Annotated in this window: 9 protein-coding genes; 3 read left to right on the top strand and 6 right to left on the bottom strand. The window is 63.6% G+C overall.

Annotated features, from left to right (window positions below):
• Positions 1 to 14 precede the first annotated feature (14 nt).
• The 6 genes from ccrA to ald form a co-directional block, all read right to left on the bottom strand.
• Positions 15 to 1,304: a crotonyl-CoA carboxylase/reductase gene (gene ccrA / locus ACSSV8_RS06065; RefSeq protein WP_454281839.1), complete on the bottom strand. Its 1,290-nt coding sequence runs from the start codon at positions 1,302 to 1,304 to the stop codon at positions 15 to 17.
• A gap of 134 nt (positions 1,305 to 1,438) precedes the next feature.
• Positions 1,439 to 2,815 (bottom strand): 1-acyl-sn-glycerol-3-phosphate acyltransferase, encoded by a 1,377-nt coding sequence (locus ACSSV8_RS06060; protein WP_454281838.1) that lies wholly within the window; start codon positions 2,813 to 2,815, stop codon positions 1,439 to 1,441.
• Between the two features lie 153 nt (positions 2,816 to 2,968).
• Entirely contained in the window at positions 2,969 to 5,050 is a 2,082-nt protein-coding gene (locus ACSSV8_RS06055; RefSeq protein WP_454281837.1) for a dipeptide ABC transporter ATP-binding protein, read from the bottom strand.
• Positions 5,051 to 5,079: 29 nt separating this feature from the next.
• Complete coding sequence (locus tag ACSSV8_RS06050) at positions 5,080 to 6,264, bottom strand: ABC transporter permease (RefSeq protein ID WP_454281836.1); 1,185 nt, start codon at positions 6,262 to 6,264, stop codon at positions 5,080 to 5,082.
• 151 nt (positions 6,265 to 6,415) lie between these two features.
• Positions 6,416 to 7,459: an ABC transporter permease gene (locus tag ACSSV8_RS06045; RefSeq protein WP_454281835.1), complete on the bottom strand. Its 1,044-nt coding sequence runs from the start codon at positions 7,457 to 7,459 to the stop codon at positions 6,416 to 6,418.
• A gap of 124 nt (positions 7,460 to 7,583) precedes the next feature.
• On the bottom strand, positions 7,584 to 8,696 hold the full coding sequence (ald, locus tag ACSSV8_RS06040) for an alanine dehydrogenase (RefSeq protein WP_454281834.1): 1,113 nt from the start codon (positions 8,694 to 8,696) through the stop codon (positions 7,584 to 7,586).
• A gap of 137 nt (positions 8,697 to 8,833) precedes the next feature.
• On the opposite strand from ald, the gene ACSSV8_RS06035 reads away from it, so the two are divergent.
• The 3 genes from ACSSV8_RS06035 to ugpA all read left to right on the top strand — a co-directional run bounded on the left by ACSSV8_RS06035 (position 8,834) and on the right by ugpA (position 11,873).
• On the top strand, positions 8,834 to 9,298 hold the full coding sequence (locus ACSSV8_RS06035; protein ID WP_354537526.1) for an Lrp/AsnC family transcriptional regulator: 465 nt from the start codon (positions 8,834 to 8,836) through the stop codon (positions 9,296 to 9,298).
• Positions 9,299 to 9,593: 295 nt separating this feature from the next.
• Positions 9,594 to 10,916 (top strand): sn-glycerol-3-phosphate ABC transporter substrate-binding protein UgpB, encoded by a 1,323-nt coding sequence (ugpB, locus tag ACSSV8_RS06030; protein ID WP_354537525.1) that lies wholly within the window; start codon positions 9,594 to 9,596, stop codon positions 10,914 to 10,916.
• A 72-nt stretch (positions 10,917 to 10,988) separates the two neighbouring features.
• A complete protein-coding gene (gene ugpA, locus ACSSV8_RS06025; protein WP_454281833.1) occupies positions 10,989 to 11,873 on the top strand; it encodes a sn-glycerol-3-phosphate ABC transporter permease UgpA in 885 nt (294 codons plus the stop codon).
• Positions 11,874 to 11,884 lie beyond the last annotated feature (11 nt).

Here is an 11,884-nt window from a genome sequence, read left to right as displayed (position 1 = left end):
TCCGGAGGGGATGCTCAGCCCCGCCCGGCTTCGATCACGTCCTCCACCGTGCGCAGCCCGGTGCGCGGGGCCTGAACCAGCACCGCCATGTTGCCCGGCTTGTGCTCGTTGCGCATCATCTTGGTGTGCGCCTGCGGGATCTGATCCCACGAGAAAACCTCTGACATGCAGGGATCAAGGCGGCGCTCCACCATCAGCTTGTTGGCTGCCGCCGCCTGTTTGAGATGGGCGAAATGGCTGCCCTGAAGGCGCTTCTGGTGCATCCACATGTAACGCACGTCGAAGGTGCAGTTGAACCCGGACGTGCCCGCGCAGATCACCACCATGCCGCCCTTCTTGCAGACCAGCGACGAGACCGGGAATGTCGCCTCGCCCGGATGCTCGAACACCATGTCAACGCTGACGCCCTTGCCGGTTATGTCCCAGATAGCCTTGCCGAATTTCCGCGCCTCCTTGAGCCAGGCGTTGTATTCGGGCGTGTTCACCTTGGGCAACTGCCCCCAGCAATTGAATTCCTTGCGGTTGATGACCCCTTTGGCCCCCTGATCCATCACGAACTGCCGCTTGCTCTCGTCCGAGATGACGCCGATCGCATTGGCCCCGGCGGTATTGGCAAGCTGAATGGCATAAGAGCCAAGCCCGCCAGACGCCCCCCAGACAAGCACGTTCTGCCCCGGTTTCAGGTCATGCGGCGCATGGCCGAAGAGCATCCGGTAGGCGGTGGCCAGCGTCAGCGTATAGCACGCGCTCTCCTCCCATGTCAGGTGGCGGGGGCGCGGCATGAGTTGCTGCGCCTGCACGCGGGTGAACTGAGCGAACGATCCGTCCGGCGTCTCGTAGCCCCAGATCCGCTGCGTGGGCGAGAACATCGGATCGCCGCCGTTGCATTCCTCATCATCGCCATCATCCTGGTTGCAATGGATCACCACCTCGTCGCCCACCTTCCAGCGGTTGACCTTCTCGCCCACCTTCCAGACGATGCCCGACGCATCCGAGCCTGCGATGTGATAGGGCGCGCCGTGGCCGTCAAACGGGCTGATGGGTTGGCCCAGACCGGCCCAGACGCCGTTGTAATTGACGCCCGCCGCCATCACCAGAACCAGAACCTCGTGGCTGTCGATCTCCCATGTATCGACCACCTCCTGCTGGAACGAGGTTTCCGGCTCGCCATGCCGCTCGCGGCGAATGGCCCAGGCATACATCTGCTTGGGCACATGACCGAGCGGCGGCATTTCACCGATTTCATAGAGGTCCTTTTCAGGCGCGTCATAGGGGGCAATGCGGGTATTGCTGTCCAAGGCCATGCTCCGTCTCCTGTTCAATATGCCGCGATGCAGAATCGCGGCGGTCTGATCACCGGGATACTGGCGCTTTGGTAATATTGCAATAGCTATGCGGTCAAGTTTTGTAATTTTATGACCCAGCAGATGCAGAAAAATCAGTCGGTCCTCGCCGCATCTGCAAAAAGGTGGGCGATGGATCGGGCGTAATAGGCCACCATCTCCTCTTGCCCTTCGACAACCCGGATCTGCCCGCCGTCGACGTCCACCATGCCCCGTTTGCGCAGCACCTGTAATCCGAACCGCGCCGCATATCCCAGGTCGTCACGCGGCAGGTGGATATGCGCCTCGGGCACCGCCGCGAGCATCGCGGCGACGCGCGCCTCCAGTGCCTCGCGGTCCAGAGCGCCCCCCGCCTCGGTCACCGCCCGCGCCACCAGCGGCACCGGCAGCACGGGCACCACCGCGCCGATCCGCGCCGAGAGCGCGCGCGCCAGTCCGCGCACCTCGCTCATCGGTTCGCTTCGCTGAAATTCCCGCAGCGAGAGCGGCGCGCCGAAACTCACCGCCGCATAGCCATGCCGGTGATAGCGCCCGCGTAACCGCAACCAGACCTGACCCATGATGAACCGCAAAATAACCGAGATACGCGCCGGAAACCGACGCCCGCCCGCCTGCCGTGCCGCCACCAGCAGCCGGTCTTCGAACACCCTGTCGTAATTGATCGCAACCGGCACAAAGACCACATCGCGCCCGCCGGGGCTGCGCTCCTCGACGATATATTTGAGAAGGCCAAGCTTGAGCGGTTGCAAGCCGCCGTCAAGGCTGAGGCCGCCCTCGGGAAACATCGCCTGCGTGACCCCGCCATCCGTGGCCATCCCGACATAGCGCGCCAGCACCCGGCGGTAGAGATCCCCGCGCGAGCGGCGGCGGATGAAATAGGCCCCCATCGCCCGGATCATGCGGCTGAGCGGCCAGACCCGCGCCCACTCCCCCACAGCATAAGAGAGCGCCGAGCGTTCCGCCGCCAGCCACGTCACCAGAACATAATCCATGTTGGAGCGGTGGTTCATGACGAAAACCACCGTCGCCTCGGGGTCGATCTTGCGAAACGACGCCTCGTCGAAATGCCCGAGCCGGACGCGGTAGAGCGATTGGCTCAAGATCTTCGCCACGCGGATGGCAAAACCGAAATAGAGGCTTGCGCTGAAACTCGGGACGATCTCGCGGGCGTAGCGGCGGGCGCGCTCGAAGGCGACGCTCTCGGGAATGGCCTCGGCGCGGGCGTGTTCGGCCACGGCGCGCAACACGGCCGGATCGTAGATCAGCCGCTGGATCATGTCGTATCGCTGCGCAAGCTTGAACGGCTCGATGGGCCGCTCCAGCCGCTCATTGAGCTTGGCCACCGCCCGTTCCAGCCTGCGGCGAAAGAACCAGCGCACCGAGGGAAAGAGGAAATGCGAGGCAAAGGTGACGGCGGCGAACCCCACCAGCACGATCAAGGCCCAGAGAGGCATTTCCACGACACGTCCCATGCGCGTCACTCAAGCAGGGTTCGGGCGCTTGGTAAATGATCATTGAACGCACACGGCGACGCGGGTGCCCACCCCATGGTCGATGTCACGGCAGCGCCCCGCCCGCGCCATGGCGCAGGTCGCTACCCTGACACGACCCCCGATGCCCCGGCCTCACTCCGCCGCGACGCGGATGACCGGCTCCATCCGGGCGAGCGCTTCGGCAGAGAGATGGCATTTCACCTGATGGCCCGGTGCCAACTCTCGCACGGGGGGCACCTCGCGCTCGCACAGCCCCCCCGGCACCTCCGGTTTCCACCGGCAGCGGGTCTGGAACGGGCAGCCGGGCGGCGGGTTCATGGCCGAGGGCACGTCGCCCTCCAGCACGATATGGGTCTTCTTTACCCGCGTGTCCGCAATGGGCACCGCCGACAGGAGCGCCTCGGTATAGGGGTGATAGGGCGGCGCAAAAACCTGATCGGTGGTGCCCAGTTCGACCACATGGCCCAGATACATCACCATCACCCGGTCGCTCAGATAGCGCACGATGCTCAGATCGTGGGAGATGAACAGCAATGTCGTCTTATGTTTGCGCTGGATCTCCATCAAGAGATCGGTGACCGCCGCCTGCACACTCACATCCAGCGCCGACACGGGCTCATCCGCCACCACGATCCGCGCGCCGCCGGCAAAGGCGCGCGCGATCCCCACCCGCTGTTTCTGTCCGCCCGAGAGCTGGCGCGGCATCCGCCCGGCAAACTCGCGCGGCAGCTTGACCAGATCGAGCAGGCGCAGCATCTCGTCGCGGCGTGCCTCATCCGTGGCCCCAATGCCGAATACCTCCAGCGCGCGGATGATCTGGCGGCCCACGCTCATCGACGGGTTGAGCGTGTCGAACGGATTCTGGAACACCATCTGGATATCGGCGACCGTTTGCGTGTCGCGCTTCTCGATGGGGGTCTGTTCTATGTTGCGGTTGTCGAGCAGGATCGCGCCATCCGTCGCCGTCTCCAGCCCCATCAGCAGCTTGGCCAGCGTGGATTTTCCGCAACCCGATTCGCCCACGATCGCCAGCGTCTCGCTCTCCCGGGCCTCGAAACTCAGGCTTTCATTGGCCTTGACCACCCTTTTCGCGCCACCACCGCCAAAGAGCGCATTGGCCGCAACCTCATAGTATTTCCGCAGGTTCTCGATCCGCAGCACGACCTTGCCGGGCGGGGTGGCCGCGACCGTGCCGGTCTTTTCCGGTGGCGCGCTCCAGTCGATTTCGGCCACGCGCAGGCAGCGGGTGAAATGCCGGTCGTCCCCCTCGATCCGGGCCATGGCAATGTCGCTTGCATCGCACTGGCCTGCGCGGAAGTAATCGCAGCGCGGTCCGAAATTGCAGCCCTCGGGCCGCTCATGCGGCAGTGGAAAATTGCCCGGAATGGCCTTCAATGGTTGTGCGTTCTTGTCCGTCCCCGGCAGCGGAATGGACCGGAACAGAGCCTGCGTATAGGGGTGCTGCATCGCGTCGAAGACATCGCGCACGCTGCCCGTCTCCACCGCCTCGCCGGAATACATCACGCAGATACGGTCGCAGGTCTCCAGCACGAGGCCAAGGTTATGCGAGATGAACAGCATCGAGGTGCCGTATTTGCGGCCGAGATCCTTGACCAGATCGACCACCGCCGCCTCGACCGTCACATCGAGTGCGGTGGTCGGCTCATCGAGAATGAGCAGCGAGGGCTTGGACATCAGCGCCATGGCGATGACGATGCGCTGTTGCTGCCCGCCCGAAAGCTGATGGGGATAGCTCTCGAGGATGCGCTCGGGATCGGGAAGCTTGACATCGCCCACCACCTCCAGCGCGCGCGCGCGCGCCTCGGTCGCGGAAATGCCCTCGTGGATCATCGGCACTTCCATGAGTTGCCGGCCCACCCGCATCGCCGGATTGAGCGACGCCATCGGCTCCTGATAGATCATGGCGATCTCGCGTCCCCGGATGGCGCGCAATTCCGCCGCGCTCATCGTGCCCAGATCGCGCCCCTTGAAGCGCACCGTGCCGCCGACAATGCGCCCGTTCACCCCCAGATCGCGCATCACCCCCAGCGCCACGGTGGATTTTCCGCAGCCCGATTCGCCCACCAGCCCCACCGCCTCGCCGGGATGCACGGTCACGGAAAAATCCATCACCGCCGGGATTTCGTGCAACCGGGTGAAGAACGAGATCGACAGGTTCTCGATCTCGAGGATCGGTCCGTCATGCTCGACCATGCCTGTCTCCTTCACTGTTCCACAAATACTCAATCCCGCAGGCTCTCCTCGCGCAGACCGTCGGCCAGCAGGTTCAGCCCCAGCACGAGGCTGAGAAGGGCTATGGCGGGCGGCAGGGCGGGATGCAGATACATCGACAGAAGCTTGCGCCCCTCGTTGATCGTGCTGCCCCAGTCCGGGCTCTCGGGGCTGAGGCCGAGACCGAAGAAACCGAGCGTGCCCAGAAGGATCGTCGTATAGCCGATGCGCAGGCAGAAATCCACGATCAGCGGCCCGCGCACATTGGGCAGGATCTCCCACAGCATGATATACCACGTCCCCTCGCCCCGCGTCTGCGCGGCGGCGACGTAATCACGTGTCTTGATGTCCATGGTCAGCCCCCGCACGATGCGGAACACCGTCGGTGCGTTGACAAAGACCACGGCGACGAACACCACCAGCAGGTTGGGCGGAAAGCTCACCAGGCCGAACGGATCGGCGTCCCAGGCAATGCCGGCATAAAGCCATGTGCCCACAACCAGCGTCACGCCCACATAAAGATTGCGCGTCGCGGGCTGGGTATAGAAGCGGGAATTCCACAGCAGAACGAGAAAGATGATGGGAAAGACAAAGAGCACGGCGGCCATATAGACCGGAATCCCGGTCTGGATGATTTCGGGCGTGACCAGCAGGTAGAAGAGCAGGATCACCGGAAAGGCAAGGATGAGATTCGCCAGAAACGACAGGACCGTATCCAGCCGCCCGCCGTGATACCCGGCAGGCAGGCCAAGCGTGATCCCGACCATGAAGGCGAAAAGGCTGGCGAAAGGCGCGATCTTGATCACCTCCCAGGCCCCCACCACCATGCGGCTGAACACGTCGCGCCCCAGATTGTCGCCGCCCAGCAGGTAATAGGGATAGGCATTCGGGTCAGGCGTGCCCATCATCTGCGTGAAGGGCGTGCCCGGTCCCTTGTTCTTCATCGAGGCCGACTGGTCGAGCACGTCATGGGTGAGGACCAGATCGAACGCGCCCGCGAAGATCCCGGTATAGGTCCAGAACATGACAAGGCCGAAACCGGCCATGCCGATGGGGCTGTCAAAGAGCTTGCCATAGAGCCCCAGCCGCCGCTTGAACGTGATCGACAGGGCAAAGGTGGCGACAAGCGCGATCCAGACGGGCAAAAGCTGCGTAGCGATGCGCAGGATGATCTCGCCCCAGCTCAACAGCTCCATGGCAGCCTCCTGCTTGGTCCGGCCTGCCCGGCCACCGTTTTCGCCGTCATGCTCCGGCTCGACCGGAGCATCTCTTGCGGCGATGCGCGGCGCGCACGAGGGTGCCCGGTCAAGCCGGGCAATGACGGGCTTTGTGGGGGAAACCGCGCGCTCATGTCACGCTGATCCGGGGATTGAGATAGACATAACCGATATCGGAAATGAGCTGCGTCACCAGCACCACCACGACCGACACGACCGACACAGCCAGCAGCAACTCGATGTCGTTGTTGCTTGCCGCCTGCACCAGCGTCCAGCCGAAGCCCTTGTAGTTGAACAGCGTCTCGACGATCACGACTCCGTTCAAAAGCCACGGGAATTGCAGCATGATCACCGTGAAGGGCGCAATGAGCGCGTTCCTGAGCGCGTGTTTCAGCACGATATTGGGGAAACTCACCCCCTTGAGCCGCGCGGTGCGGATATATTGCGCGGTCATCACCTCGGCCATGGAGGCCCGCGTCATCCGCGCGATGTAGCCCATGCCGTAAAGCGCGATGGTCAGAACCGGCAGAAAGAAATTTTCGAATGTCGGATTGTCCACGGCACCCGTTGCCGTGCCCTTGAACCATTGCAGCCCGACGGCGGAGCTTGCGAAAACGGCGATGAAGAGCACCCCCGAGACATATTCCGGCGTCGCCGTGGTGGTGATGGCAAAGGTCGAGAGTGTGCGGTCGGTGCGCGAGCCTTCGCGCATCCCCGCCAGCACGCCCAGCATCAGCGCCGAGGGCACCATCAGCACCATCACCCAGAGCATGAGCCAAGCCGTGAGCGCCAGCTTTTCGCCGGTGATCACGCCCACATCCTTGCGGAACACGGTCGAATAACCCCAGTCACCCTGAAGGATACCGCAAAAGCGCGCCGCCTCCTCGGGGGGCTGCCCCGGTTCGATGCAGCGCCCGCGCGTCACGCCCTCCTCCTCGATCACCCAGCCGGGCCAGACCCCGATCCATCGCCCGTATTTCACCAGCATCGGATCAAGATAGCCGTTGCGTCCGAGGTAGCTTTCGACTTCCGCATCGGTCATGCGGAAATTGCCCTGCGTCTTGGCCAGCTTTTCGAGGTTGGGATAGAGGTTGGTGAGGAAAAAGACGATGAAGGTCAGGCAAAGCGCCGTCAGAACCATGACGCCGACGCGGCGCAGGATGAACGTGACCATTTCTCGCCCCCTGTTGGCGTTTTCCAGCCACGCTAGGCGACAGGGGCGGCCCGGTCCAGCAAGATTTGCGACATGACCCGTCCGAAAACGACCCCCGGCCCCTTGGCGGGCCGGGGGCAGCGGCTCAGACGAGCGATTGGGGATCGACGGTTTCAATCCCCAGCGCGTCGCCCACGGCGGCGTAGGTGAGTTGGCCCGCGTGAACGTTGAGACCATTGAGCAGATGAGGGTCCTCGGCACAGGCGCGTTTCCAGCCTTTGTTGGCCAGCGCCAGCATGAACGGCATGGTGGCATTGCCCAGCGCCAGCGTCGAAGTGCGGGCGACCGCCCCCGGCATGTTGGCCACGCAGTAATGCATGATCCCGTCCACCTCGTAGATCGGGTCCTGATGCGTGGTCGCCTTCGAGGTCTCGAAACAGCCGCCCTGATCAATCGCCACATCGACCAGCACCGCGCCGGGCTTCATGCTGGCGAACTGGTCGCGGCGCACCAGCTTGGGCGCGGCGGCACCGGGAATCAGCACGGCGCCGATCACCATATCGGCCTGCGGCAGCAACTCTGCCAGCAGACCGGCAGAGGAATAGCCGGTCTTGAAACTACCGCCGAACACATCGTCGAGATAGCGCAGGCGCGGCAGCGAGCGGTCGAGCACGGTCACATCCGCGCCCATGCCCGCCGCGATCTTGGCCGCATGGGTGCCGACAACGCCGCCGCCGATCACGATCACGCGCGCAGGCCCCACGCCCGGCACGCCGCCCATCAGCACGCCGCGCCCGCCATTGGCCTTTTGCAGCGTCCACGCCCCCACCTGCGGGGCCAGACGCCCCGCCACCTCGGACATGGGGGCGAGAAGCGGCAGGCCACCCGCGCGATCCGTCACCGTCTCATAGGCAATCGCGGTGCAGCCCGAAGCCAGCAGGTCGCGCGTCTGCGCCTCGTCGGGCGCGAGATGCAGGTAGGTAAAGAGCAATTGCCCCTCGCGCAGCATCTTGCGCTCGGCAGCCTGCGGCTCCTTGACCTTGACGATCATGTCGGCCTCCGCGAACACCTCCTCTGCGGTGGCGATGATGCGCGCGCCCGCCGCCTGATAGGCGGCATCGTCGAAGCCCGCACCAAGCCCTGCGCCGGTCTCGACAATGACTTCATGGCCTGCGCTCACCGCCTCCTGCGCGGCGATGGGCGTGACGCCCACGCGGAATTCCTGCGGTTTGATCTCTTTCGGGCAGCCGATCTTCATCTGGGTCTCCTCCCATGTCCATTGCGGACAGGGTGCCGCAGATCGCGCGCAAGGTGGTTGATATTTCTCTCGCCAGACGACGATTGTTGTGAATTAAATCCTGTTTAAGCCGTCATTCTTCGAAAGGTCTTGCGCGCATGTCCCTCGACCCAACCGACCGCCGTATCCTTCAGGTGCTTCAGCGCCGCGGGCGCATCTCCAATGCGGACCTTGCCGAAGAGGTCAATCTCTCGGCTTCGGCCTGTCATCGGCGGGTGCAGCGGCTGGAAACCGAAGGCTATATCAAGGGCTATGTCGCCCTGCTCGACGCGCGCAAGCTGCGCGTGCCCGCGGTGATCTTTGTCGAGATCACGCTGACCACGCAGGCCGAAGAGGTGCTCGAGGCCTTCGAGAAGGCCGTCGCGCGCGTGCCCGACGTGCTGGAATGCCACCTGACGGCGGGGGCGGCGGATTATGTGCTCAAGGTCGTGGCCGAGGATACCGAGGATTTCGCGCGCATCCACCGCCAACACCTCGCGCGACTGCCCGGCGTGGCCAAGATGCAGTCGAGTTTCGCGCTTCGCACGGTGTTTTCCACCACCGCCTTGCCGATTGACGCATGAAAAACCCGCTCCGGTGACGGAGCGGGCCAGGTGTCTGTTGCCGTGAGTGGTATTTCACTACTTGAATATGTCGGGGATGCCGAGGATCGTCCACCTATTCGGGCGCATAGGCTGGCTCATGTCATGCCCTGCCCGGATGCGCGATTGTGTTCCAATCAATGTTGCCAAATGCGCGGCTTTGTTCTTATTGTTGTTACAGTGCCTGTCTACGCCTCTTTTCGCCGCAACCATGCCTGATCGGCGATCAGTAGAAATAGAATGTCTTGCCACCACAACACTCGAAAGGGACCGGAGCATGAACAAACATCTTCTTGGAGCGTGCCTTGCCGCCACCACGGCGCTTGCGCCCGCCGGGGCCAGGGCCGAGATCACCATCGACTGGTGGCACGCCATGGGTGGGGAACTGGGTGAAATCCTCGAAAGCATCGCGGCAGGTTTCAACGAGACCCAGTCCGAGTATCGCGTCGTGCCAAGCTTTCGCGGGACCTATACCGAGACGATGACCGGTGCCATCGCCGCGTTCCGCGCGGGCGAGCAGCCCCATATCGTGCAGGTGTTCGAGGTTGGCACCGGCACCATGATGGCCGCCGGGGGCGCGATCTATCCGATCCATCAGCTCATGGCCGACAAGGGCGTGCCGTTCGATCCGTCGGCCTATCTGCCGGCGGTGGTGGGCTATTACACCGATCCGAACGGGAACATGCTGTCCTTCCCGTTCAACAGCTCGACCCCGATCATGTATTACAACAAGGACGCTTTCGCGGCGGCCGGGCTTGACCCCGAAGCGCCGCCGCGCACCTGGGCCGAGATGGAATCGGCCTCGGTGAAGATTGTCGAATCGGGGGCGGCACCTTGCGGGTTCACCACCTCCTGGCCAAGCTGGGTGATGCTGGAGAATTTCAGCGCCTGGCACAACATCCCGCTTGGCACCAAGGAAAACGGCTTTGGCGGGTTTGACACCGAATTCGTCTTCGACAACGACGCCGTCGCCCGTCACTGGGACAACCTCAAGGCATGGCAGGATGCGGGCGCGTTCCGCTGGGGCGGCCCCGGCTCCGGCCCCGATGCCTTCCCGGCCTTTTATGCGGGCGAATGCGCGATGGTGTTCGGTTCCTCGGCCAGCCGCGCGGGCGTTTTGCGCAATGCCGAATTCAACGTCGGCTACGGGATGCAGCCCTATTATGACGATGTGGCGGGCGCGCCGCAGAACTCGATCATCGGCGGCGCAACGCTGTGGGTGCTCACGGGCAAGCCCGACGCGGACTATGACGGCGTCGCGCGGTTCTTCGAATACCTGTCGCAGCCAGAGGTTCAGGCATCGTGGCACCAGCAGACCGGCTATCTTCCGATCACGCAGGCGGCCTTCGATCTGACGCGGGAGCAGGGCTATTATGACGCCAACCCCGGTGCCGATATCTCGATCCGGCAGATGACGCTCAACGCGCCGACGGAAAATTCCAAGGGGCTGCGGTTCGGCAGCTTCGTGCAGATCCGCGACATCATCTCGGAGGAGATGGAGGCGCTGATGGCCGGCTCCAAGACCGGCGCGCAGGCAAGCGCGGACGCGGTGCGCCGCGGCAATGACCTCTTGCGCCAGTTCGAAGCGCAGGCGCGCTGAACCGAACGACCCTGCCGCGCCCCCGGATCCGGTCCGGGGGCGCGGTCCTTTCGCTCAACGGGGCGCGCGCCGATGCAGACCAAACGCATGACCTTCCCGACGTCGTGGCTGCCCTATGCGCTGCTGGCACCGCAGGTCATCGTCACGCTGATTTTCTTCATCTGGCCCGCCAGCCAGGCGCTTTATCAATCCTTTCTGCGGCAGGATGTTTTCGGTCTGCGCACGGAATTCGTCTGGTTCGACAATTTCGAGCGGCTGCTCGCCGATCCGCTCTATCTCAACTCGCTCAAGGTCACGGCGGTGTTCAGCGTCGGCACCACGTTTCTGTCGATGTCGCTGGCGCTTCTCTTCGCGGTGATGGTCAACCGCATGATCCGCTCGCGTGATGGCTATACCACCTTCCTTGTCTGGCCCTACGCGGTTGCCCCGGCCATCGCGGGGGTGCTGTGGTGGTTCATCTTCAATCCCGCCATCGGGATTGCGCCCTATGTCTTGCAGGGTCTCGGCTATGACTGGAATCACCGTTCCAGCAGCACCGATGCGATGCTGCTTGTCATCATCGCCGCCGCGTGGAAGCAGATCAGCTACAATTTCCTGTTCTTCCTGGCCGGGCTTCAATCCATTCCCCAATCGCTGCTGGAGGCGGCGGCGATCGACGGGGCAAGCCGCACCAAGCGGTTCTGGACCATCGTGTTCCCGCTTCTGTCGCCGGTCACGTTCTTTCTGATGGTCGTCAACGTGGTCTATGCCATGTTCGACACGTTCGGCGTGATCCATGCCACCACCGAGGGGGGGCCGGCGCAGGCCACCAACATCCTTGTCTACAAGGTCTATCGCGACGGGTTCGTGAACCTCAATCTTGGCTCTTCCGCCGCGCAATCGGTGATCCTCATGGCCATCGTCGTGGTGCTCACCGTCATCCAGTTCCGCTTTATCGAGCGGCGCGTGAATTACTGAAAGGGGGCTGC

This window comes from Roseovarius sp. MBR-79 (genome assembly GCF_053628555.1).
Note: the sequence above shows the minus strand (reverse complement) of the source record. Positions and strands in the feature narration are given on the sequence as shown.